This window comes from Rathayibacter tanaceti (assembly GCF_009834165.1).
GTDB lineage: Bacteria > Actinomycetota > Actinomycetes > Actinomycetales > Microbacteriaceae > Rathayibacter > Rathayibacter tanaceti.
Map to the genome: position 1 here is coordinate 1,826,480 of NZ_CP047186.1, position 23,739 is coordinate 1,850,218.

Sequence of the window (23,739 nt, forward strand, 5' to 3'; positions counted from 1 at the left end):
TCAGACGTGCGCGGGAGCGAGTGCGTCGATCGCCGCGCGGTAGGCCTCGATCGAACGGGCCTCCCCCGGAGCGGTCATGAAGGTGTCGCGGATCACGCCGGCCTTGTCGATGAGGAAGGTCGCGCGGGTCGCGTAGCCCTTCTCCTCCATGAACACGCCGTACTGCTTCGCGACGTCGCCGTGCGGCCAGAAGTCGGAAAGCAGGGTGAAGTCGTACCCCTGCTTCTCGCCCCACGCGCGCAGAGTGTGCTTGGAGTCGACCGAGACCCCGATCAGCTCGACCTCGGCGTGCTCGAACAGCGCGAGGTTCTCACGCAGCGCGCAGAACTCGCCGGTGCAGGTGCCGGAGAAGGCGAGGGGGAAGAACACCAGGGCGACGTTGCGCCGCCCGTAGAAGTCGCCCAGCTGGATGCGCTCGCCGTACTGGTTCGCGAGTTCGAAGTCGGGAGCCAGCGTCAGCTTCTCGAGAGCCATCGGTCCGATGTCCTTCCGTGCGCACGAGAATCGCGCGAGCACGAGGGGCAATGCTAGACCCGCACCCGCCGTTCTCCAAGGGCCGGGCCGCAGCCCCCGATGGAGGGACGCCCGGCGCGATCGCGCTGGACGTCTTCTACAGACGCTCCGGTGGTTCTCTCGTGGATCACCACAGTCCGATGCCGTCCGCGGGCTGCGGGAATCGGTAGGCTGACGGGGGTGCCCGCGCGCGGCTCGTCATCCGAGCCTCGTCTCCGCGGATCCGCACCGCTTCATGAGAGTGATGTCTCGGGCACGATCTGCCCCCAGAGAGAGGTCGAGGGTGACTGTTAACGATCAGGACCCGTATTCCGTCGGTCACGTGGACTCGGACCCCGAGGAAACGTCGGAGTGGAACGAGTCGCTCGATGCGCTCGTCGAGGAGCGGGGCCGGGGTCGCGGGCGCGACGTCATGCTCAGCCTTCTCAAGCGCTCCAAGGAGCTCCACCTCGGCGTTCCGATGGTGCCCACCACGGACTACATCAACACCATCGCGCCCGAGAACGAGCCCGATTTCCCGGGCGACGAGGACGTCGAGCGCCGCTACCGCGCGTGGATCCGCTGGAACGCAGCCATCCTGGTGCACCGCGCGCAGCGCCCCGGCATCGGAGTCGGCGGCCACATCTCGACCTACGCGTCGAGCGCCTCGCTCTATGAGGTCGGCTTCAACCACTTCTTCCGCGGCCAGGACCACCCGGGCGGCGGCGACCAGGTCTTCATCCAGGGCCACGCCTCCCCCGGCCCCTACGCACGCGCGTTCCTCGAGGGCCGCCTGAGCGAGCACCAGCTCGACGGCTTCCGCCAGGAGAAGTCGCATGCCGGCGGCGGACTCTCGAGCTACCCGCACCCGCGCCTCATGCCGGAGTTCTGGCAGTTCCCGACCGTGTCGATGGGCCTCGGCCCGATCAACGCGATCTACCAGGCGCAGGCGAACAAGTACCTCACCAACCGCGGCATCAAGGACGCCTCCGACCAGCAGGTCTGGGCGTTCCTCGGCGACGGCGAGATGGACGAGGTCGAGTCGCGCGGTCAGCTCCAGGTCGCCGCGAACGACGGACTCGACAACCTCAACTTCATCGTCAACTGCAATCTGCAGCGCCTGGACGGACCGGTCCGCGGCAACGGCAAGATCGTGCAGGAGCTCGAGTCGTACTTCCGCGGTGCCGGCTGGAACGTCATCAAGCTCATCTGGGGCCGCGAGTGGGACGACCTGCTCGCCCGCGACACCGAGGGTGCGCTCCTCGACCTGATGAACAGGACGCCCGACGGCGACTTCCAGACCTACAAGACGGAGGACGGCGCGTACGTCCGCGAGAACTTCTTCGGCCGCGACCCGCGCGCGAAGAAGCTCGTCGAGGACATGACCGACGAGCAGGTCTGGGGTCTGCGCCGAGGCGGCCACGACTACCGCAAGATCTACGCGGCGATGAAGGCCGCGACGGAGCACAAGGGCCAGCCGACCGTCATCCTCGCCCACACCATCAAGGGCTACGGTCTCGGCCGCAGCTTCGAGGGCCGCAACGCGACCCACCAGATGAAGAAGATGACGCTGGAGAACCTCAAGGGCTTCCGCGACACCATGCGCATCCCGATCACGGATGCGCAGCTCGAGGAGAACCCCTACCTCCCGCCGTACTACCACCCCGGTCAGAACGACGAGGCGATCGAGTACCTCCAGGAGCGCCGTCGTGCGCTGGGCGGCTACCTCCCCGAGCGACGCTCGAAGTACACGCAGCTGAACCTGCCGGAGGACTCGGCGTACGCGGTCGGCAAGAAGGGTTCCGGCACGCAGGAGATCGCCACGACGATGGCGTTCGTCCGCATCCTCAAGGACATCCTGCGCTCGAAGGACTTCGGCAACCGCGTCGTCCCGATCATCCCCGACGAGGCCCGCACCTTCGGGATGGACGCGTTCTTCCCGAACGCGAAGATCTACAACCCGCGCGGCCAGCACTACACGTCGGTCGACCGCGAGCTGCTGCTGGCCTACAAGGAGAGCCCGCAGGGCCAGATCCTGCACGTCGGCATCAACGAGGCGGGCGCACTCGCGGCGTTCACGGCGATCGGCACCTCGTACTCGACGCAGGGCGAGCCGCTCATCCCGGTCTACGTCTTCTACTCGATGTTCGGGTTCCAGCGCACGGGCGACGCGATCTGGGCGGCGGGCGACATGATGTCGCGCGGCTTCATGATCGGCGCGACCGCAGGACGCACCACACTCACGGGCGAGGGTCTGCAGCACGCGGACGGGCACTCCCCGATCCTCGCGGCGACCAACCCGGCCGTCGTGAGCTACGACCCCGCCTACGGCTACGAGATCGCGCACATCGTCCAGTCCGGACTCGAGCGCATGTACGGCGGGAAGCACTCCGACCCGAACGTCATGTACTACATCACCGTCTACAACGAGCCGATCGTGCAGCCGAAGGAGCCGGAGGACGTCGACGTCGAGGGCATCGTCCGCGGCATCCACCGCATCTCCTGGGGCCAGTGGGACGGGCCGAAGGCGCAGCTCCTCGCCTCCGGAGTCGCGGTGCCGTGGGCGATCGAGGCGCAGAAGCTCCTCGCGGAGGACTGGGGGGTCTCGGCCGACGTCTGGTCGGTCACCTCGTGGAACGAGTTGCGCCGCGACGGCATCACGGCGGAGCAGCACAACTTCCTCCACCCCGAGGACGCCGAGCAGGTGCCGTACGTGACGCAGAAGCTGGCCGACGCGAAGGGCCCCTTCGTCGCCGTGTCCGACTTCTCGCACCAGGTCCCCGACCAGCTGCGGCAGTTCATCCCCGGCGACTTCGCGACTCTCGGGGCGGACGACTTCGGCTTCTCGGACACCCGCGCGGCCGCCCGGCGCTACTTCCAGATCGACGGCCCGTCGGTCGTCGTGCGCACGCTGCAGCTGCTCGCCAAGCGCGGCGAGGTCGACCCCTCGCTCTCCGTCCAGGCGATCGAGAAGTACCGCCTGCACGATGTGAACGCCGGCACCACCGGCAACGCGGGCGGCGAAAGCTGACGGACGAGTCTGTGCTCTCGCAGAAATCCGCGCTCTCGCAGGAGTCCGCGTCGTCGAATGCGCGGGGTCCTGCTCCCGCCGAGGAGCGTCCGGCCACCAGGCCGGGCGCTCCTCGGACGAAGGAGCAGACCCTCGCGTGGCTGCGCACCCTGGCGGGTGAACTGTCGACCCAGACCATCAAGCGCTTGGAAGACACGCTGCCCTGGTACGGGAGCATGCCTCCCGGCCGTCGCTCGGCCGTCGGCATGGTCGCGCAGGCGGGCATCACGTCGTTCATCTCGTGGTTCGACGACCCGTCGGCGACGCCGTGGATCGCGGCCGACGTCTTCGGGGCGGCCCCGCGCGAGCTGCTGCGCTCGGTGTCGCTGACGCAGACGCTGCAACTGATCAAGGTCACCGTCGAGGTGGTCGAGGACCGCATCAAGAACGGCGGAGAGGACCTCCGCGAGGCGATCCTGCTCTACTCGCGCGAGATCGCCTTCGCCGCCGCCGACGTCTACGCACGTGCGGCAGAGGCCCGCGGCCTCTGGGACGCGCGCCTCGAGGCCCTGGTCGTCGACTCCATCCTGACCGGCGAGGCCGACGACGAGCTGCCCAGCCGGATCGCCGCGCTGGGCTGGCACGGACACGGCGAGGTCGCCGTCCTCGTCGGCACAGCACCCAAGATGCTCGATGTCGACCAGCTCCGCCGGACAGCGCGGCACATGGACGCCGACGTGCTCATCGGCGTGCAGGGCAGCCGGCTCGTCCTGGTGATCGGTCGCGCCGAGCCGAGCGAGAACGCGACGGAGGAGACCGGCCCGCCGGTCGCCTTCCTCGAGATCGCGGAGGCGCTCGAGCCGGGATTCGGCACGGGTCACCTCGTGCTCGGCCACGAGGTGCCGACCCTGGTGGAGGCGTCGCGCAGCGCCCGCGCGGCCCTCGCCGGCTTCGCGGTCGCCCGCTCCTGGCGAAACGCCCCGCGGCCGGTGAGTGCCGACGATCTGCTCCCGGAGCGGGCCCTCGCCGGCGATCCGCTCGCGCGGCAGAGCCTCATCACCCAGATCTACCGCCCCCTGCAGAAGCATTCGACCGAGCTGCTGACCACACTGTGGGCCTACCTCGACAACGGCCGCTCGCTCGAGGCGACGGCGCGCGAGCTCTTCGTGCACCCGAACACGGTGCGCTACCGGCTCAAGCGGGTCGCCGAGGTCATCGGCTGGGACGCGACGGGCGCCCGTGAGGCGCTCATCCTCCAGTCGGCTCTCATCCTCGGCTCGATGAGCGACCCGGACGGCGCCGTTCGGCGCAGGCCCGCCCGCAGCTGACCCGTGACGACCCGCACTTGTAGACCCGCGACAAGCTCTTTGTTCTTTGTCAGTGGCTCCACGCGCCGCACCCGCGAGCGCAGATCGGAAGACTGGATACCGTGATCGTCGTCGTCGCCCCAGGTCAGGGCTCCCAGACCCCCGGATTCCTCACGCCCTGGCTCGAGGTCCCTTCTGTCGCCGAGCAGGTCGCCGCGCACTCGGAAGCGGTCGGCATCGACCTCGCCGTGCACGGCACCGAGTCGGACGCGGACACCATCCGCGACACGGCCGTCGCCCAGCCGTTGATCGTCTCGGCCGGCCTCGTGAGCCTCGCGGCCGTGCTCGACGGCGGACGCCGCGAGCGGGTCGCCGGAATCGCCGGGCATTCCGTCGGCGAGATCACGGCGGCAGCGGGCGCCGGCGTCCTGTCGGAGGCCGACGCGCTCGTGTTCGTCCGCGAGCGGGCGCGGGCGATGGCAGCCGCCGCCGCCGCGACTCCGACCGGGATGAGCGCCGTTCTCGGCGGCGACGAGGAGGCGCTCCTCGCCCGGCTCGACGAGCTCGGCCTCGAGCCCGCGAACTACAACGGCGGCGGGCAGATCGTGGTCGCCGGCGACGTCGAGGCGCTCGACGCGCTCAAGGAGGAGCCGGTCCGCGGCACGCGCGTCGTGCCCCTGCAGGTGGCCGGCGCGTTCCACACCCGCTACATGGCGCCGGCGCGCGACTCCCTCGCCGCCGTCGCCGCCGAGCTGTCCCCCGCCGACCCGACACTGCGGCTCTGGACGAACCGGGACGGCTCGGTCATCGACTCCGGCGCGGGGTTCCTCAAGCTGCTCGTCGGACAGGTCGCCTCCCCCGTGCGCTGGGACCTCTGCATGGCCGCGTTCGCCGAGGCGGGCGTCACCGGCGTGCTCGAACTGGCGCCGGCCGGCGCTCTGGTCGGCCTCGCCAAGCGGGGCCTCAAGGGCGTGCCAAGCCTGGCCGTCAAGACCCCCGACGACCTCGACGCCGCCCGCGCCTTCATCGACGAGCACGCCGCTTAGCAGGAGACCCCATGACATCCCCCACCCTCACCCAGTCCAGCGGCAGCGCCTACACCAGGATCCTCGGCATCGGCGCCGCCCGCGGCGACCTCGTCGTCCCGAACGACGACCTGATCGGGCCGATCGACTCCTCCGACGAGTGGATCCGCCAGCGCACCGGCATCATCGAACGCCGCCGAGCGTCGGGAGACATCCACGCTGTCGACCTGGCGACCACGGCCTCGCTCGAAGCGATCGAGAAGGCCGGTATCCGGCCCGACCAGATCGGCGTCGTGCTGGTCTCGACCATCAGCAACACCGTGCAGACCCCCTCGCTGGCCGCGCTCCTCGCCGACCGGATCGGAGCCAACCCGGCGCCCGCCTACGACATCTCGGCCGCCTGCGCCGGCTACACCTACGGCATCGCCCAGGCCGACTCGTTCATCCGCTCCGGCCTGGCCGAGTACGTGCTCGTCGTCGGCGCCGAGAAGCTGTCGGACCTCGTCAAGGCGAGCGATCGGAGCATCTCCTTCCTCCTGGGCGACGGCGCGGGAGCAGCGGTCGTCGGCCCGAGCGACACCGTCGGCATCTCCAAGACTGTCTGGGGCTCTGATGGCTCCAAGTGGGACACCGTCGGCATGGACAACCCGCTCGCGGCCTACCGCGACGGCACCGCCGAGTGGCCGACGCTCCGCCAGGACGGCCCCTCGGTCTTCCGCTGGGCGGTCTGGGAGATGGCCAAGGTCGCCTCGAAGGCGCTGGCGGAGGCGGGGGTCCGTCCCGAGGACCTCGCCGCGTTCATCCCGCATCAGGCGAACATGCGCATCATCGACGAGCTCGCGAAGCAGCTCAAGCTGCCCGAGACGGTGGCGATCGGCCGCGACATCGAGACGACCGGCAACACGTCGGCGGCGTCGATCCCCCTCGCCACCCACCGCCTGCTCGACGAGCACCCCGAACTGCACGGCGGACTCGCCCTGCAGATCGGCTTCGGCGCCGGGCTCGTGTTCGGCGCGCAGGTCGTGGTGCTCCCCTGACGCTCGCGGAGCCACCCCTAAACTGACCTACGGTCACTGACGAACACCAGTAGAAACCCCTCAAGGAGAGAACCATGGCACTGTCCACCGAAGAAGTCCTCGCCGGCCTGGCCGAGCTTGTCAACGACGAGACGGGCATCGCGACCGACTCCGTCGAGATGGACAAGTCGTTCACCGACGACCTCGACATCGACTCCATCTCGATGATGACCATCGTCGTCAACGCCGAGGAGAAGTTCGACGTGAAGATCCCCGACGACGAGGTCAAGAACCTCAAGACGGTCGGCGACGCGGTCACCTTCATCGTCAACGCGTCCGCCTAGTCGGCACCAGCGCCCCCGTCCTCGAGGCGGACACCCCGGCCGACGCTCGTCGGCCGGGGTGTGACCGTCCCCCACCCGTCACGGAACAGAGAAGCTCGTCATGTCCAAGAAGATCGTCGTCACCGGAATCGGTGCCAGCAGCCCCCTCGGCGGAACCGCTCGGGAATCCTGGGACGCCCTCCTCGCCGGCGAGTCGGGCATCCGCTCCCTCGAACACGACTGGGTCGCCCAGTACGACCTCCCCGTCACCTTCGCCGGCCAGGCCAGGGTGCGCCCGGAGGATGTCCTCGCCCGCCCCGAGGCGAAGCGCCTCGACCCCTCCAGCCAGTTCGCCCTGATCTCGGCACGCGAGGCCTGGGCCGACGCGGGTCTCACCGAGGTCGACCCGCTGCGCGTGGGCGTCGACTACTCCACCGGCATCGGCGGACTCTGGACCCTCCTCGACGCCTGGGACACACTGCGGGAGCGCGGCCCCCGCCGCGTGCTCCCCATGACCATCCCGATGCTCATGCCGAACGCCGCCGCCGCCGCGATCAGCATGGCCATCCCCTCGCGGGCGTTCGCCCGCACCGACGTGTCGGCCTGCGCCTCGAGCACCGAGGCCATCACGAACGCCTACGACCACCTCCAGCTCGGCCTCGCCGACGTCGTCATCGCCGGCGGCACGGAGGCCGTGGTCCACCCGCTGCCGATCGCCGCCTTCGCCTCGATGCAGGCCCTCTCACGTCGCAACGACGAGCCGGCCGCCGCCTCCCGTCCCTACGACGTCTCCCGCGACGGGTTCGTCCTCGGCGAAGGCGCCGGCACCCTCATCCTCGAGACCGAGGAGCACGCGCTCGCCCGCGGCGCCCGCATCTACGCCGAGCTCGCAGGAGGCGCCGTCACCAGCGACTCCTACCACATCACCGCACCGGACCCCGAGGGCTCCGCCGCCGCGCGCGCGATGATCGACGCTCTGGAGCAGGCCGGCGCAGCACGCACCGACGTCACCCACATCAACGCCCACGCGACCAGCACGCCGGTCGGCGACATCGCCGAGTACCGCGCCCTGGCCCGAGTCTTCGGAGACCACCTCCCCCGCATCGCGGTGTCCGCCACGAAGGCGGCCACCGGCCACCTCCTCGGAGGCACCGGCGCGCTCGAGGCGATCTTCACCGTCCTCGCGCTCCACGAGCGCACGGCGCCCCCCACTATCAACCTCACCGAGCAGGACCCGCAGATCGTCCTCGACGTGGTCACCAGCCCGCGCGCACTCGGCGACGGCGAGCTGGTCGCCCTCTCCAACTCGTTCGGGTTCGGGGGGCACAATGCTGTTGCCGCGTTCCGGACGGTGTAGCGGGGCATAGCCCCGCTAGACCGTCCGGAACGCGGGCTGCGCCGCTCATCGCGCGGCGCAGGCGCGTCCGCTCGTCGGGAGGGTTGCGGTGTGGAGGGCCGGTGCGGGGCGGCGACGGCGATCCGCTGGGACGCGGATCGACGGCGACGCCTCGTAAAGGGTGGCGGCGCGAGCTTCGCCGCGACCGGCACGGGCCGCGCGAGTTTCGCCGCGACCGGGAGGGACAGCGCGGGGTTCGCCGCGACCGGGTGGAGGGGCAACGCGGGGCTTGCGTGGTGGGGTGCGCGGACGGTCGTTCAGGGGGTGCGGGTGGAGGGGCGGCGGACGAGGGCCATGGAGTCGGCGGCGCGGCGGGTCAGGCGCTCCAGAGGGCCGGCGCCGAGGAAGACGGCCCAGAGGGTCGTCGCGGCCAGCAGGGCGGCCGAGAGGACCAGCCAGAAGGCGTTGCCCTCCACGAGCCAGGTGTCGAGTCCGCCCGCCACAAGGATCGCCACGACGTGCGCCGAATACGACGTCAACGGCATGCTGCCCAGCGCCGCGACGGGAAGCAGCAGCCAGCGCACCGGGCGGGACACCAGGAGGCAGAGCCCCAGCACTGCGGCGCCGAGGCCTGCCGAGCCGATGATCTCGAGCGTGCCGCCCGAATGTGGCTCCACGTCCGTCAGCGTGGCGACGGCGGAGGCGGGAACGTCGGCCTCGAGCACCTGCTCGAGGTACGGCGCACCCGTATCGGTCGGCCCGCCCGCAGCAAGCGGATCAGGCACGCCCTCCGGATAGCAGACCGCATATCCCTCCGCCTCGACGTGGCAGAGCAGCCGGCTTCCAGCGATCTCCGAGATCGGTACGGAGGCGGCTGTCGTGGACCCGGCAGCACCCGGCCCGGACCCGCCCGAGCCTGCCGAGGACGAACTCGAGCTGGACCCACCGATGATCGCATCCTGAGGCGCCAGCAGCGTCGCCGTGCCGTAGCCGGCCGCCGCGAGGAGCACGCCCCCGATCAGCAGCACCACCGCGGTGCGCACCGCCAGGAGATCCGAACGGCCGACCGCAAGACCCGCGAGCATCAGCGCAAGCCAGACGGTCACCGGGTAGGTGCCGAGCAGCGCGAGATCCAGGCCGGGCCCGGAGGCACCGAGCGACAGCAGCCGCGCCGCTTCCAGGAGAGGCGGGCCGGCGACGGCCAGCGCGGCCGCGAGGATCCAGAGAGTCCTCCTGCGCAGCGCGAGGAACGGGATCACCGCGACGAACAGGACGCCGTAGACCGAGAGGATCACCGCGACTCCCGTGTTGAGGAGCTCGAGGACGAGGCCGATCGCGAAGACGGCGGCGCCGCGGCCCACCAGCTGGAGTCGGAGCCGCGGGAGGCGATCGCGCGAGGGTATGGTCGCTCCGCCGCTCATCAGCGCGACCGAGACCCCGGCCAGAAGAGCGAACAGGAGGGCTGAGCGTCCGTTGACGACGTCCGTCCACGTCTCGATGCGTGCCCAGTCGAACGTCTGGGTCACTCCGACATGCGCTCCGATCATCCCGATCACCGCGATCCCGCGAGCAACATCGACGCCCATCACTCGGGGCGCACGCCCGAAGCGGCGCAACCGCTCGAGGGGTGTGCTCCGCCTCGACGGGGCAAGCGAGGAGGGGAGCGACGGCGGGGCACCGAGGACTGTCATGTCGACCGATCGATTCGAGGGAGTGCCGCCGTGCGGCGGGCGACTCCCATCACACCGCAGAAGCGGATCCCGTCGCGTCCTTCCGCTGAGCCGAGCCCATCGGTCCAGGAGCGGAGACCCCCTCATCCTTCAGACGCACATCCTCCGGACTGCCCGGACCGGAGGACAGGAGCCTCAGCCGACTCCGTGCATCCACACGACCGGCGCGAAGTCGCTCGCGTAGCGGAACGGCTCGAGCTCGTCCTCCCAGGCCTGACCGAGGGCCAGACGCAGTTCGCGGTGCAGCTCGATGGGGTCGGCGCCGGCCAGCTCCATCGCTGAGCGGATGCGGTCCTCGGGGACGACGGTGTTGCCTGCGCTGTCGGTCTGCGCGAAGAAGATACCGAGCGCGGGGGTGTGCATCCAGCGGCCGCCGTCGGTGCCGGCCGACGCCTCCTCCGTCACCTCGTAGCGCACGTCGGCCCAGCCGCGCAGAGCGGAGGCGATGACGGCGCCGGTTCCGACGGGCCCCTCCCACACGAATTCGGCGCGCTGGGTGCCGCGGAGGACCGGCTGCTCGATCCAGTCGAAGTTCACGGCACGACCAAGAGCGCGACCTGTCCCCCACTCGAGGTGAGGGCAGAGCGCGCGGGGAGCGGAGTGCACGAAGAGCACACCCCGAGTCTGCTGCGCCACCATGGTGTCCTCCGTTCGTCCCGGTGCGTCTTCCCCAACGACCCGGACCACGGAACACCCTGCGGTGCATTCTTCGATTAGACGGTGGACGAGCCACCAGGTCAGATTATGCAGGAGGCACCGGCGGCCGACAAGCCGCCTCGCCGCGCGCCGCGACTCCGGCTCGCCGCGCCCCGGCGGTTCAGGCTCGAGCGTCCCTGCCTATACTCGGGTCGTCCGCGCCCCTGCCGATCCGAGAGCAGCACGAGCGGATCCCTACCATCCGTCAGACGCCCGCCGGGAGGAGCTCCGTGTCCGTCCGCGACGGCCTGCTCGCCCTGCTCACGCTCGGCCCCGCCTACGGTCTGCAACTGCATGCGGAGCTCCTCGATCGCGCGGCCCACCGCCGCCGGGTGAACGTGGGGCAGATCTACTCCACTCTCGAGCGACTGCGCGAGCGGGGCCTGGTCGTCGCGGCCGGCGCGAACGACGACGGTCTGCCCCTGCACGCGCTGACCGACGAGGGCCGTGCCGAGGCGCTCGCCTGGCTCAGCGGCGAAGGCGCCTCCCCCGAAGAGGACTGGGACGACGTGCTCGACCGCATCCTGCTGGCATCGAGCCTGTCCGAGGCCGATCCGACGGCGGTACTCGATGCGTACGAGCGGTCGACGCGCACCGAGCCGGCGGAGGAGTCGGCCGACGAGCACCCGCAGCGGCGCCTCGCCGCGGTCGCCGCGCAGGTCCGCGAGGAGGCTCTTCGACGCCTCCTGGACGCTGCCCGCGACGAGCTCTCCGCCAGCGGGCCCAGCCGCGGAGTGCGTGGCTTCGCTCTCGAGCGACCGCGCCGTGGCCGCCGGGCTGCGGCGCGGGACGAGACAGGCACGGGAGCCGTCGCTTAGGCTGGACCCCATGCCCCGCACCCCCCTCGGTCTCCGTGTACACTCCCGGGCGCGTCGGCGCCTCGTCGCGGCCGGAGCGGGAACGGTCCTCGTCCTCTGCGCGGCCCTCGCCGCACCGCTGCCCGCCTCCGCCGCCTACGACCCGTCCGACTACCCCTCGTGGTCGGATGTGGAAGCCGCCAAGTCGAGCGAGAACGCCACCGCCGCCGAGGTCGACCGCATCACCGCGTTCCTCGCGGATCTGCGCGACCAGGCCGCCGCGCTCACCGACGCTGCCATCAGCCGGGCCGCCGAGGCCGACGCCGCGCAGAGCGCTCTCGACGAGGCGACCCAGCGCCTCACCGCTCTCGACGAGCGCGCTGCCGGAGCCCGCTCCGACGCCGACGCCGCCAAGGAGCAGGCAGGCCGCCTCGCCGCGCAGCTGTACCGCAACGGCGGGACCGATGCGACCCTCAACCTCCTCATCGGCGGCCAGGAGTCGAGCGAGCTGCTCTACCGCCTGGGCACGATGACGCAGCTCACCCAGCAGACCAGCCGGCTGCAGGAGGAGGCGCAGTCGACCGAGAACCAGGCCGCCTCCCTCGCCGCACAGGCCGAGCAGGCCCGCGGTGAGCGCGTCTCGCTCGCCACCGCCGCCACCGACGCCCTCGCCGCGGCCCGATCCGCCCAGGCCGACGCAGATGCCAAGGTCGCCGAGCAGGAGAAGTACAGTCAGCAGCTCTACACGCAGCTCGCCTCCCTCAAGAACACCACTGCCGAGGTCGAGAAGGAGTACGCCGACGGCCAGGACGCGAAGGCGGCCTTCGAGGAGCAGCAGCGGCTTGCGCAGCTCGCCGCCGAGGCCGAGGCCGCCCGGCAGCGCGCGGCCAGAGCGCCCGTACAGGTCACGGCTCCCGCAGCGCCGTCCGACGGCGGAGGCGGCCCGGTCGAGCTCGGCAACGACGACCCGACCGGCGCACGCAACAGCTCGGACAAGACCATCGGAGCCCTCGGCACCTACACGGGGAGAACCGGCGGCCTGTCCCCCGCCGAGGCCCAGGACTACGCCCGCTCCGTCGTCGGCAGCTTCGGCTGGGGCCAGGACCAGGTCGACCGCTGCCTCGTCCCGCTGTGGAACGGCGAGTCGGGCTGGCGCTGGAACGCGCTGAACCGCTCGTCCGGCGCCTACGGGATCCCGCAGGCGTTGCCCGCGAGCAAGATGGCGAACTCGGGGGGCGACTACCAGACCAACGCGACGACGCAGATCGACTGGGGTCTCACCTACATCAAGAGCTCCTACGGCTCCCCCTGCGCCGCATGGGCGAGCTGGAACGACCGCTCACCGCACTGGTACTAATCGCACCGGGCGGTCACTCCGTTCACTTCGCCTGATCGTAGGAGTCGACGACCGCCACGGTGACGGGGAAATCGACCTCCGCCTCACCGAACAGGGAGCGCCCGGCCCGAGCCGCAGCCTCACGGACGATCCGGGCGACGCGCTCCGCCGCCTCCGCGGGCGCGTGCACGATCACCTCGTCGTGCAGGAAGTAGACGAGGTGTGCGCGCCCGACCGCGCCGCCCTCGCCACGCAGTCTCGCCCGCAGCTCCCCCATCCAGCACAGCGCCCACTCGGCAGCTGTGCCCTGCACCACGAAGTTGCGGGTGAAGCGACCCCATTCCCGCGCCCGAGGACCGTCGGCTGCGAGACCTTCGGCACCGGGCGGCGAGCTGCGGCCGAGCCACGTCGACACCGGCTCGCCCCTCTCTCCGGCTCGCGCTGCCGCCTCGACGTGCGCGACGGAGCGCGGGTAGGCGCGGGCGAGCGCAGGGAGCAGCCGCCCGGCCTCGCCGCTGGTCGCCCCGTACATCGCACCGAGCATCGCGACCTTCGCCCGGGGACGGTCGGGCACCACGCCGGCGTCGACGATGCCCTGGTAGAGGTCGCGGCCCCGTCCAGCGGCGGCCATCGCGGAGTCGCCGGAGAGTGCGGCCAGGATGCGCGGCTCCAGCTGCGCCGCGTCAGCGACGACGAGGCTCCAGCCCGGGTCGGCGGTGACTGCGGCGCGGATCTGCCGGGGAAGCTGCAACGCGCCTCCGCCGGATGTCGCCCAGCGGCCGGTGACGACGCCGCCGACCACGTACTCGGGGCGGAACCTGCCGTCGTGCACCCAGGCGTCGAGCCACGCCCAGCCGTTGGCGGTCAGCAGGCGCGAGAGCTTCTTGTACTCGAGCAGCGGAGGCACGGCCGGGTGCTCGATCGACTGCAGCTCGCGCGAGCGCGTCGACTCGACCGGCAGGCCGGCGCGGCGCAGCGCCCGGAGGAGGTCGGCGGGTGAATCGGGGTTGAGCTCGGGCGCGCCGAGCTCCTCGCGGAGGCGGACGGCCAGCGCCTCGAGCCGCGCCGGTCTGCCACCGAAGAGCGGCCGAGGTCCGAGCATCCCGGTCAGAACACGATCGTGGACGTCGGCGCGCCACGGCAGACCGGCCGCAGCGATCTCGCGGGCGATGAGGGCGCCGACCGACTCGGCGGCGAGCAGTAGTCGGAGGCGGCCCGCCTCGGCCGCCCCCGCGAGCGCCTCCTCCTGCCGCGAGAGCTCGGCCAGGGGGTCGAACTCGTCGGAGCCGTCGGCGGCCTCCTCGAAGCCCAGCAAGGTGTCGAGGGCGGCGGGCGCCGCGGCTCCCGCGTCCCAGGCGTCGAGCGGCGCCCGGGCCAGGGCTGACCCCGCGGCAGCGACCGAGCGGCGGAGGATCGCGCGGGCCAGCCGCAGGTCGTGGCAGCGGGCGACCACGACGCCGGAGTCGAGGAGGGCGGGATACCAGCGGGCGGTGTCGTCCCAGACCCAGCGCGGCCGCTCCGGCTCTCGCGCGCCGACGAACGCGGCGAGCTCGGCGGGACCGTGGCCGCTGCCGGCTTCGCCGCCGGTGCTCACATCGACGGCTCGCCACGCACCAGTGGGACCGCCGAGGAGCGCGAGGAGCATTCGGCCATTCTCCTCCGCGGCCGTGCTGCGGACGCTCACGGCTGCGGCTGCGGCTGCGGCTGCGGCTGCGGCTGCGAGGACGGGTAGCCCGGGAACGGCTTGTCTTGGGCGGTCAGCGGCTGATGCTCCCAGAGCGCCGCAGCGATCGCCTCCATCGAGTGGGCGTAGCCGACCAGAACGCGCCGACTCGGATCGGAGGCCCAGGTGACCGCTCGGAACCACGTCTCGCGATAGGGGCCGGTCTCGATCCGGCGCACCAGTCCGATCCGGCCGGTGCGCATCGCATCGACCATCACCCACTCGTCTTGACCGCTGCTGCGCAGCATCTGGAGCGGACTCCACTCGATCATCGCGCCTCCCGCCCTTCGCTCCGACGCGGTGGCGAGCACAGGCGCCGCGACGTACACTCGCAGACTATCGAACACATGTTCGAATGACCAGCCGGATCCGGCGAGAGAACAGGAGCACGACGATGGTGGTGATCGACGAGAGGGCGCTGGTCTCGACCGACGGCGAAGGAGTGCCCGTCGCGCTCGAATGGCGGGGCAGCAGCTACCGGGTCAGCGACCGCCCGACCGTGTGGACGTGCACCAGCGGGTGGTGGGCTCCCCTGGCGGGCTTCCCGCCGGCGTTCGGGGGCACACCGGTCAGCATCGGCGGCTGGCGCTTCCAGGCGACCGATCTGGCGACGGGCGGAGCGTTCGTCTTCGATGTCGTCGCCTCGAGCGGATCGTGCTGGAGCGTCGTACGCGTCTACGAGTAGTACCGGGGCGCACCCGGCGGACGGCTACTTGTCGGCGGACCAGGGAGCCTTCGTCATCGCGATGAGGGCGGCGGTGCCGGAGACGATACCGACACCGGCGATAGCGGCCACGACGAGCCAGAGCACGAGTTCCATGGGACGAGTCTACCGAGCTCCGCGCTCCTCCTCCGCCGCCCGGTTCTCGACTCCCCGGCTCTGCAATAGCGTGGACGGGATGACCGACCCCCCTACCCGGGCGAGTGTCGGGCTGCGCTCGGAGCGCGGCCCGATCCTGCTGTCCCTGATGATCTCGACCGCCCTGGTCGCCCTCGACGCCACGATCCTCTCGACGGCCGTGCCCTCGATCGTCGCCGATCTGGGCGGCTTCGAGCAGTTCCCCTGGCTGTTCTCAATCTACCTCCTGGCCCAGGCCGTCTCGATCCCGCTCTACGGCAAGCTCTCCGATGTCGTGGGACGCAAGCCGATCATGCTGATCGGCATCGCCCTCTTCCTGCTCGGCTCGCTCCTGTGCGGTCTGGCCTGGAGCATGCCCGCGCTGATCGCGTTCCGCGCCGTGCAGGGCCTCGGCGCCGGAGCGATCCAGCCGATGGGCATCACCATCGCAGGCGACATCTACACGGTCGCCGAGCGCGCGAAGACCCAGGGCTACCTCGCGAGCGTCTGGGGCATCTCCTCGGTCGTGGGGCCGACGCTCGGCGGCATGCTCTCGGATCTCGGGGCCTGGCGCGGGATCTTCCTCGTCAACATCCCACTGTGCCTGCTCGCGGCGTTCCTTCTGATCCGCAACTTCCGCGAGACGGCGCGCGGCGAGCGGCAGCCGATCGACCTGGCGGGCGCCGGGGTCCTGGCGGTGGGCACCGCGCTGCTGATCCTCGGGCTGCTCGAGGGCGGCAGCGCCTGGCCCTGGCTCTCCCCCGCGGGAGTCGGCGTCTTCGTCGTCGCTGCGCTGGCGTTCGCGTCGTTCGTCCTCATCGAGCGCAGGGCAGCCGCTCCGGTTCTCCCGCTCTGGGTGCTGACGCGGCGGGTGCTGATCTCGACCAGCCTCGTCTCGGTGACGGTCGGCGCGATCACACTCGGGGTCACCTCGTACTTCCCGACCTTCGCCCAGGAGGTGCTGGGCAGCTCCGCGCTCGGCGCGGGCTTCGCGGTCGCGGCCATGACCCTGGGCTGGCCGGTCGCGGCGAGCCTGTCGGGGAAGCTCTACCTGCGGATCGGGTTCCGCAGCACCGGGCTGCTCGGGGCCGGTCTGGTCGTGATCGGCACGGCCCTGACGATCCTGCTGGGCGCCTCCTCGTCTCTGTGGGAGATCGCGGGCTTCTGCGTGCTGATCGGAGCAGGCATGGGGCTGGTGGCGACTCCAACCCTGATCCGCGCGCAGTCGAGCGTCGGGTGGACCGAGCGGGGAGTCGTCTCGTCGACCAACTTCTTCGCCCGCAATCTCGGCAGCGCGGTGGCGGTCGCCGTGTTCGGCGCGATCGTCAATGCGAAGGCCGGAGGCGGCGTGCCCGCACCGACGGAGCTCGCCGACGGCACCCGCTCCGTCTGCATCGCGCTGACAGTGCTAGCCGTGGGGATGCTCGCGGCGGTGTGGGCAATGCCGAGGGAAAAGCGACCGGACGCCGACGCGGTCTAGGCGCGGCGGGCGGCCGCGATCCGGCGCAGGCGGTCGCGGCGCAGGCGGCGGACGCGGTGGGTCCAGCGCTGCGTCGGCGAGCCCATCCCCGGGTGCCGGCCCAGCGTGTGCAGTGCACGGTCGATACGCCGCAGCAGGCCGGTCACCGCGCTGAACGGCCGGGCAGAGATGCCGACCTCGAGGTCGCGGTCGAGCACGATCCGGTACCGGAGACCCAGATGCACGCTGATCTCGACGTCGTCGTGCACGTAGGCGTCGTGGCGGTGCACCTCGTCGCGGATCTCCTCCCACGCCGAGCGCCGGACCGCGCAGTTGGAGCCGAACAGCGGCCAGTTCGCGAGTGCCGAACCCATCAGGACGAAGTACGCCTCCATGTAGGCGAGGCGGGCGAGGATCCGGGCGGCCGGCCCGAGCTCGTCGAAGCGGCCCGGCCCGGTGACGGCGCCCACCTCCGGGTCGGCGAAATGGCCGGCGAGGCGCGCGAGCCAGTCCGGTCCCGGCCGGGAGTCGGCGTCGAGCCGTGCCAGGACGTCACCGCGGGCCTCGTCGAACCCGTGGGCGGTGCTGGCCGGGATCCCGGAGCCCTCGTGCTGCACCACCCGCGCCCCCGCAGCCCGAGCGACAGCGACGCTGTCGTCGACGCTGCCGTCGTCCACGACGACGACCTCGAACGGGGCGAGGGTCTGCTCGCTCAGAAGGTCGAGCAGTCGCTCGAGATGGCGGGCGTCGTCCTTGACGGGGACGACGACCGAGATGCGCCGGTGATCCATCCGTCCAGTCAACGCGATCGGAGGCGCGAGCGGGCGCACCGCCACACGTCTCGGCCAAGGCCCGGCCCTGTCGTGAGGCTCCTACGGCGGCGGGACAGCTACTGGGATCGGAACGGATCCTCGATCGCACCCGCAGCGGGAGGTTCAGCGGCCCCGAAAGGAACAGGAGACGACCTGCCCCGCGGACCTCGCGACGGCCAGACCACCCGCACCATCGTGGCCGCTTCGGACTCCGGCATCGGCCGGGCCACCACCGTGGCCCTCGTCGACGCGGGGATGGACGTCGGCATCACCTGGCACAGCGACGAGGAGGGGGAAGAGGACACCGCCGAGGAGGTGCGCTCGCACGGGTGCCACGGCGAGATCGCGCCTGGACACCACAGAGCTCGACCGGCGGGCGACGTGATCGACGACGTGGCCGACCGGCTCGGCGGGCTCGACGTGTTCGTCGCCAACGCGGGCGGAGGCGGGATGCGGCTGACAGGCCCGCTGGCCGACTCGCACCTCCGCCAGGACGACTGGTGGGATGCCTGAGCCCGTCCACGACGCCCGCCCGCCCGGTACTCTCGAAGAGGCGTTCCGGCGGTCGGAGCGCCGAGGGTGGGATGTAGGTGACGCGCGTGTGGTTCCGGCGTCGACGCAGGCTGAAGATGCAGCCCTACGACCCCGACGAGAATCCGTCGCGCGAGCCGGTCTCGGTCGAGGAGGCCGCGGAGGAGGGCCTGATGCTCGCCCAGTACGCGAGCCGCATGGCCGTCAAGAACCGAGTGCTGATGGACGGGCTCGGCGACGACGTCCCGTTCGACGTCGCCCGCTACTCCGCCGTCGCAGCGAGCGAGCTCGAGAAGCTCGCCCGCGAGTCGGAGGTGGCAGCCGAGCGCCTGCGCGGGATCGCGGCCGACGTGACCTCGGTCGGCGGCCGCTCCGACCACGTGCACGACTACCGCTCGGCCGATGTGGACAACCTCGACCACCGCGAGCAGCTCTCCCTCCTGGTCGCCGACTCGCTCCGCCGGCGGGCGCACGACGAGGAGTACCTCGCATCGCTCGTCGATGACGCACGGCAGGATGCCTGGCGGGAACTCGCGCAGTCGATCGAGGAGACCCTGGACCGCGCCACGCGGCTCGATCCGGACACCGAGGAGTACCGCCGCGACCGCTCCGTGCGGATGGCGCTCGTCGTGGTCGACGACCTGGCGAAGCTGGCGGAGGAGCGCGGCAGAGCGCTCGGGGACTGAGGGGCGGCCCGATCAGGCCCATCCGGCGCGGAAGGACTCCGTCGCCTCGGCGGAGCGCTCGCGCACCGAGTCGAGGAGCTCCTCCATCGAGGTGCTTCGGAGGAAGGCGAGGCGGTCGAGCTCGGTGACCGGCGCGACGCCCGCGAGCTGCCACGCGTGGGCGGCCGGGTCCTCCGCCAGCTCGACGACGGCTCCGTAGCGCTGCTCGACGAACTCGCTGGCCACGGCCAGCGCGGTGCGGACGGCCGACTCTGCGGCGTCCAGCGCGGACGCGTGCCGCTCGTCCCACTCCAGGTCGGCCAGGGGCCGCACCTCGGCGCTCGGGTAGGGGTCGTCCTCGTACCAGCGCACGACTTCGAAGCGCTCTTCGCCCACGGAGTCGAGGGTGACGAACGATTCCGCGCCGTCGATGTTCAGGATGCGCGCCCGCGTGCCGACCGCGAACCGCTGGTCGCCCCCGCCCACCTCCTGGCCGCGCTCGATCAGCACGACACCGAACGCGAGGGTCTCGTCCTCGAGGACGTCGCCGAGCATCCGCAGGTACCGCGGCTCGAACAGCCGGAGCGGGAGCGGCATGTGCGGCAGGAGCACGGAGCCGAGCGGGAACATCGGGAGATCAGGCACGGGATCAGCGAACCACGTCGAGCGGAGAGCGGCCAGTACGGGCGCGGCGGGGCGCGACGTGCTAGCGCACGTTCGGGGCGATCGCCGACGGGTGACTCTGCCTGCAGTCGGCAGGCGCTCGGTCGATCCCCTCACCTACAGGCATCGCCGCTCTCCGCGGTCCTCCCTGAGACCGTCGTAGGGCCCACCAACGGGTGAGGAAGAGAGGAGGCGGACGTCCTGGCATAGGACGGCCGGAAAGGCTCTCCCGTTCTCACCATCCGCCGGATGATCCGTGCGGCGCTCCGACATGGTGCACTCGAATGTTCGAGCCGAAGCATTCCACGGTCTCCTCGAGTCCTGTTCTCCGCACGCGGCTGGTGATTCACTCAGACGCGCCGTCTCAGTGGCCGCACGGATCCCTGACCTTCCTGAGACTCCACACATGGAGAAGGTTTTTGTCCCCCGATGTGTCGGGCATTCGGAGGACACGGGCGCCTCCAGCCTGTCTATCGTCACTTTCACGAGCGGACACGACCGACGTGTCCCCACGACACGAGGGAGCTCTCGATGCAGCCATACCGGCTTCTGACGCTCGGTCTGACCCTGGCGGGAATCGGCGGGATCCTCTTCACGCCAGCTACCGTAATGGCGTCCCCCCTTGCCGCACCATCGCAAGTGATGGTGACGGCGATCCTGTCAGACATCGAGCACAGGAACGCCCAACTGCTTGTCGACGGAGCGGCTCAAGCCTCGGCCTTCACAGCCCCCGGCTCCACCTCCACGCGCACCCGGTCAGAAGCGATTGCGCTAGATGACGATGCACGCCGAGTGCAACGCGACCTCTTCGTCTCATTCGGCGAAGACTTCACTCACTTCACCACTACCATCGCTCTCGATTCCGCAACGTTCGCGAACGGATATGCGCGCATCGAGGCGACAGAAACCACCACGATGTCACGCACCGCTGATGAGAACGGTACGCCGAGGCCCGACTACTCCTATTCATTCCCACAGACCATAGATTTCGTTGATGAGCACGGAACGTGGCTGATAGACACCATCACACACAACCCGACACTGACTCCCGCAGATCTGCCCGAAACGATCGCACCTCCTTCCGAAATAACTGAGTCACAGAGGAACGGGACTACCGCCGCCGCACTTCAGCATCTCCGCGACATCGGACACTTCGCTTCACAGAGCGAATCTTTGATGAAGCTCCCCCTCCTCCTCCGCGATACTCTCGCGTCGTCGGCCGCGAGAAGCGCGTCCCCCGGCCCGTTCGTCCAGACGAGCACCTGGAGAGAAGGAAGGCCGCCCTCTCTTCAGAATGACCTCTCAAGTTCTTATCAAGAGAACGGCGCCCACCGAGACGCAATCGTCGACTACGCACTCAAGTACGCAATGCAAAGAAACCCAAACTATAAGACCATGGACGATGATTGCACAAATTTCGTGTCGCAAGCTCTGGTCGCCGGGGGTTGGAAACAGGTGTATGGCGCACAAGACGACGAACGAGCATGGTTCGGGAACAACGTGTTCGAGTCTCGGACTTGGTCCACCGCGCAACCGATGTTCGACTGGGGATTCCATACCGCGGGAAACTTTAAGTACGTCACTTCTTTCACGCCGGGCGACATCACTTTCTGGGTTTGGTCGGGAAGCTACAGTTTCGACCACAGCACGGTAGTGACCTACGTTGACTCCGACGGCCAGCCCTACTTCACTGAGCACACCAACGACCATGTGAACAAGTCACTAACCGCAATTCTATCCGAGAACCCCGGTGCCGTATATTCAAATTGGGCTCCCTGATGACCGCGCCCTACTCACGGGAAAGGATCTGCATTCGATCCGCTATAGGATTCGTGCTTTCGACCGTAGTCCTCGCGGGGTGCGCCTCAGATCCGGCGGCGACGACGACTCCTCCGCCCCCTGCGGCGATGGAGGAGCGGAAGAAGGTCATAGCGGCCATCGACTCCGGAGACGCAGCACACATCGTCGCACTGTTCCCCTCTCAGAACGCCGACGAGGTGGAATCCATCTTCAGAACCTGCAGCACGATCTCGGAAGCGTCGCGCCGAATGGATGAAGACCACGGTGAGTCGCCGAGGACGCTTTATGTGACGCTCACCGGTGCATCCCGGGACGATCCCGGTCGACAAGCGACCTGCTCGTTTCTCCTCTACTGGACCGACGCGCGGGAGTGGAGACTCTCGCCATGATTCCCCGGCACGACGGAGGACCAGAACGAGGACGTCGTCTCGCCGACGACGTCATCGGAAGCAAGGCGACATCGGGTCGGCCTCGCACGCGATGAGTGTGGGATCAGAAAGCGCAATGTGGACGAGGAACCCGATACTCAGCACCGTCACGACGACGCCGACCACGATCGCGGCGATCGCGATGGTACGGCCGCGCATCGTGCGATCTCTCGCGAGGCGAAGCGCGAGGCCCGCGAACAGGAGGTTGAACGGCACAACCGGCACCAGTGCGACCAGCCCCGCCCAGGCAAAGGCCGTAGGGGCCCCGAGCGGGACAGCCTGCACGCTCGTCTGCTCACCCGAGGCACGCGAGAGCTGACGCTCGACCTTGCCCAGGTCCTTGTAATAGCGCCTCATCACCGAGTCGAAGATCACCCCGCGCCACCGGCCGAAGGGACCGCGCATCGTGAACACAGACAGCGCGACGAAGGGACCCGACAGGACGACCACGGTGAACAGCAGCATCGAGCGCGCTACCGGGCCGAGTGGCAGGGCGCCGTCGCTCACATCGGAGGTGACGATTGCGCCGACCAGCGACAGCCAGAAGAAAGCCCCCACGAACATCAGGGCGATGTACCCGAAGACCGCCCGCCATACTTGTCCCCCAACGAGACGGTAGGTGATTTCGCCGAGAGCGACATAGGCGACGGCGGTGACCACGAACTCCGCCGCGAATCGAGCGATAGTTGCGGATCCGTTCGGAGGCGGCGCGATCACAAGACCTACCATCCAGAGAGCGAGAGGTATCGCAACGAATGCCACCGACTGCTGAAGAAGGCGCGCTCTCGAGGAGAGAGCATGATCATCTTCGCCGGCGGCCACCAAGCGCAGCCGCTCGGCCTTGCGACGATACTCCGCCCAGAGCAGCTTGTCGACCTGAACCTCACCGATGCGCATCTCCGCCGCCGCCGCCCAGAGAGCGAGCCCGACCCCGAGCACGACCGGCATCACCATCCGGAGAACGTCGATGCGCCCAGGCCCGGTGGTGACGGAGGAGAGAAAGGCCCACCCTGCGAGACTGAGGGACAGGAGTCCGCACAATCGGGCGATCACAGCCACGATCCGCTTGCTGGCGAGTTCTCGTGCAATCGTTGAAGGGGTTTCCGATGCGCCGACGCGGAAGGTGACCGGCGTGAACCAGACCGCCACAATCACAGCGAGCAACGCGGTGAACCCTCCTGTCAGCAACGAGCTATTCGCCGGATGGATCACAATGTCTGGCATTTGCTCGGCGGCCGGAAGATCGCGTTGTAACCATCGGATCCAGAGAAACAGTCCGAAGAAGATCGTCACTGGCGCGACAGCGGCTGCGTAGTACAGCACGCTCGAGAGCACGCCCCGCCGGAGCCGCACCGACTCATCATAAATACCGAGTGCCACATCATCCATGTAGATCTCTACTGGATCAGTTTCCGACATCGAAGTTCCTTCCCTGGAGCACCGCGCTCACCAGATCGGAGGGGAGAACCAGCCGCCGACACTCGGAGCGGACGTGCGTCTCCTCTCATCACATGACAGTGTCTACTCCGACAGGTGAGCGATCGTCAACCGAGATGAGAAGATCACGAAAGATGGAAGCGCTCTCTTAGAGCCCATGCAGGTTTTCTCCACAGTCTCTTGGCGTTTCCTTACTGAAACAGCAGATTTCTCAGTAGCGCAAAAGTGAGCCTGTGAACGGTGACTGCGCGCGCCAGCGCCAGGAGCCGCTCGCCATCGGCGCGCACCCGCAACGGCGCGCCGACCAGGACGCAA

General features: G+C 69.8%; 22 protein-coding genes. 14 read left to right on the top strand and 8 right to left on the bottom strand.

Annotated features, from left to right (window positions below):
* Nucleotides 1–474, bottom strand: a complete 474-nt coding sequence (locus tag GSU10_RS08615) for a peroxiredoxin (RefSeq protein WP_068210019.1) — start codon at nucleotides 472–474, stop codon at nucleotides 1–3.
* Nucleotides 475–796: 322 nt separating this feature from the next.
* On the opposite strand from GSU10_RS08615, the gene aceE reads away from it, so the two are divergent.
* The 6 genes from aceE (at nucleotide 797) to GSU10_RS08645 (ending at nucleotide 8,530) form a co-directional block, all read left to right on the top strand.
* On the top strand, nucleotides 797–3,523 hold the full coding sequence (gene aceE, locus GSU10_RS08620; RefSeq protein WP_068210009.1) for a pyruvate dehydrogenase (acetyl-transferring), homodimeric type: 2,727 nt from the start codon (nucleotides 797–799) through the stop codon (nucleotides 3,521–3,523).
* A 140-nt stretch (nucleotides 3,524–3,663) separates the two neighbouring features.
* Complete coding sequence (locus GSU10_RS08625) at nucleotides 3,664–4,830, top strand: PucR family transcriptional regulator (RefSeq protein WP_068210022.1); 1,167 nt, start codon at nucleotides 3,664–3,666, stop codon at nucleotides 4,828–4,830.
* Nucleotides 4,831–4,931: 101 nt separating this feature from the next.
* Nucleotides 4,932–5,855 carry an ACP S-malonyltransferase gene (locus GSU10_RS08630; RefSeq protein ID WP_132504213.1) on the top strand — a complete coding sequence of 308 codons (924 nt, stop codon included), beginning with the start codon at nucleotides 4,932–4,934 and terminating at the stop codon, nucleotides 5,853–5,855.
* Between the two features lie 11 nt (nucleotides 5,856–5,866).
* Nucleotides 5,867–6,871 carry a beta-ketoacyl-ACP synthase III gene (locus GSU10_RS08635; RefSeq protein ID WP_068213428.1) on the top strand — a complete coding sequence of 335 codons (1,005 nt, stop codon included), beginning with the start codon at nucleotides 5,867–5,869 and terminating at the stop codon, nucleotides 6,869–6,871.
* A gap of 74 nt (nucleotides 6,872–6,945) precedes the next feature.
* Entirely contained in the window at nucleotides 6,946–7,194 is a 249-nt protein-coding gene (locus GSU10_RS08640) for an acyl carrier protein (protein WP_068213431.1), read from the top strand.
* A gap of 100 nt (nucleotides 7,195–7,294) precedes the next feature.
* Nucleotides 7,295–8,530: a beta-ketoacyl-[acyl-carrier-protein] synthase family protein gene (locus GSU10_RS08645; protein WP_068213433.1), complete on the top strand. Its 1,236-nt coding sequence runs from the start codon at nucleotides 7,295–7,297 to the stop codon at nucleotides 8,528–8,530.
* A 296-nt stretch (nucleotides 8,531–8,826) separates the two neighbouring features.
* Here the strand turns inward: GSU10_RS08645 and GSU10_RS08650 are convergent, their stop codons facing one another.
* Both GSU10_RS08650 and GSU10_RS08655 read right to left on the bottom strand, forming a co-directional pair.
* A complete protein-coding gene (locus GSU10_RS08650; RefSeq protein ID WP_082845132.1) occupies nucleotides 8,827–10,200 on the bottom strand; it encodes a heparan-alpha-glucosaminide N-acetyltransferase domain-containing protein in 1,374 nt (457 codons plus the stop codon).
* Between the two features lie 174 nt (nucleotides 10,201–10,374).
* Nucleotides 10,375–10,878 (bottom strand): DUF3145 domain-containing protein, encoded by a 504-nt coding sequence (locus GSU10_RS08655; protein WP_068210960.1) that lies wholly within the window; start codon nucleotides 10,876–10,878, stop codon nucleotides 10,375–10,377.
* 287 nt (nucleotides 10,879–11,165) lie between these two features.
* Here GSU10_RS08655 and GSU10_RS08660 point away from each other — a divergent pair, with 287 nt between their 5' ends.
* Together GSU10_RS08660 and GSU10_RS08665 are read left to right on the top strand one after the other, a co-directional pair.
* Nucleotides 11,166–11,753 (top strand): PadR family transcriptional regulator, encoded by a 588-nt coding sequence (locus GSU10_RS08660; protein ID WP_068210964.1) that lies wholly within the window; start codon nucleotides 11,166–11,168, stop codon nucleotides 11,751–11,753.
* Between the two features lie 10 nt (nucleotides 11,754–11,763).
* Complete coding sequence (locus GSU10_RS08665; RefSeq protein ID WP_132504211.1) at nucleotides 11,764–13,089, top strand: coiled-coil domain-containing protein; 1,326 nt, start codon at nucleotides 11,764–11,766, stop codon at nucleotides 13,087–13,089.
* A gap of 22 nt (nucleotides 13,090–13,111) precedes the next feature.
* On the opposite strand, the gene GSU10_RS08670 is transcribed toward GSU10_RS08665, so the two are convergent.
* Both GSU10_RS08670 and GSU10_RS08675 read right to left on the bottom strand, forming a co-directional pair.
* Entirely contained in the window at nucleotides 13,112–14,713 is a 1,602-nt protein-coding gene (locus tag GSU10_RS08670; RefSeq protein ID WP_132504209.1) for a bifunctional 3'-5' exonuclease/DNA polymerase, read from the bottom strand.
* A gap of 35 nt (nucleotides 14,714–14,748) precedes the next feature.
* Nucleotides 14,749–15,063 (bottom strand): hypothetical protein, encoded by a 315-nt coding sequence (locus GSU10_RS08675; RefSeq protein ID WP_132504207.1) that lies wholly within the window; start codon nucleotides 15,061–15,063, stop codon nucleotides 14,749–14,751.
* An 83-nt stretch (nucleotides 15,064–15,146) separates the two neighbouring features.
* Between GSU10_RS08675 and GSU10_RS08680 the strand changes: the two genes are divergently transcribed.
* Nucleotides 15,147–15,476 (top strand): hypothetical protein, encoded by a 330-nt coding sequence (locus tag GSU10_RS08680; protein ID WP_068210977.1) that lies wholly within the window; start codon nucleotides 15,147–15,149, stop codon nucleotides 15,474–15,476.
* Between the two features lie 214 nt (nucleotides 15,477–15,690).
* Nucleotides 15,691–17,109, top strand: a complete 1,419-nt coding sequence (locus GSU10_RS08685; protein WP_068210980.1) for an MFS transporter — start codon at nucleotides 15,691–15,693, stop codon at nucleotides 17,107–17,109.
* Here the strand turns inward: GSU10_RS08685 and GSU10_RS08690 are convergent.
* The gene (locus GSU10_RS08690) at nucleotides 17,106–17,879 is read right to left on the bottom strand and encodes a glycosyltransferase family 2 protein (RefSeq protein ID WP_132504204.1); all 774 of its coding nucleotides are present in this window, start codon (nucleotides 17,877–17,879) and stop codon (nucleotides 17,106–17,108) included. The two genes, GSU10_RS08685 and GSU10_RS08690, sit on opposite strands and share 4 nt — an antisense overlap.
* A gap of 216 nt (nucleotides 17,880–18,095) precedes the next feature.
* On the opposite strand from GSU10_RS08690, the gene GSU10_RS15510 reads away from it, so the two are divergent.
* Both GSU10_RS15510 and GSU10_RS08700 read left to right on the top strand, forming a co-directional pair.
* A complete protein-coding gene (locus GSU10_RS15510; RefSeq protein WP_068210983.1) occupies nucleotides 18,096–18,413 on the top strand; it encodes an SDR family oxidoreductase in 318 nt (105 codons plus the stop codon).
* Nucleotides 18,414–18,490: 77 nt separating this feature from the next.
* Complete coding sequence (locus GSU10_RS08700) at nucleotides 18,491–19,117, top strand: asparagine synthase (RefSeq protein WP_153038823.1); 627 nt, start codon at nucleotides 18,491–18,493, stop codon at nucleotides 19,115–19,117.
* Between the two features lie 12 nt (nucleotides 19,118–19,129).
* Here the strand turns inward: GSU10_RS08700 and GSU10_RS08705 are convergent, their stop codons facing one another.
* The gene (locus tag GSU10_RS08705) at nucleotides 19,130–19,741 is read right to left on the bottom strand and encodes an LON peptidase substrate-binding domain-containing protein (protein ID WP_236713606.1); all 612 of its coding nucleotides are present in this window, start codon (nucleotides 19,739–19,741) and stop codon (nucleotides 19,130–19,132) included.
* A gap of 549 nt (nucleotides 19,742–20,290) precedes the next feature.
* Between GSU10_RS08705 and GSU10_RS08710 the strand changes: the two genes are divergently transcribed.
* Together GSU10_RS08710 and GSU10_RS08715 are read left to right on the top strand one after the other, a co-directional pair.
* The gene (locus tag GSU10_RS08710) at nucleotides 20,291–21,538 is read left to right on the top strand and encodes an amidase domain-containing protein (protein ID WP_158286062.1); all 1,248 of its coding nucleotides are present in this window, start codon (nucleotides 20,291–20,293) and stop codon (nucleotides 21,536–21,538) included.
* Nucleotides 21,539–21,591: 53 nt separating this feature from the next.
* A complete protein-coding gene (locus GSU10_RS08715) occupies nucleotides 21,592–21,948 on the top strand; it encodes a hypothetical protein (RefSeq protein ID WP_208859917.1) in 357 nt (118 codons plus the stop codon).
* A 51-nt stretch (nucleotides 21,949–21,999) separates the two neighbouring features.
* Here the strand turns inward: GSU10_RS08715 and GSU10_RS08720 are convergent, their stop codons facing one another.
* The gene (locus GSU10_RS08720; RefSeq protein WP_068210996.1) at nucleotides 22,000–23,406 is read right to left on the bottom strand and encodes a hypothetical protein; all 1,407 of its coding nucleotides are present in this window, start codon (nucleotides 23,404–23,406) and stop codon (nucleotides 22,000–22,002) included.
* Nucleotides 23,407–23,739: the final 333 nt, after the last annotated feature.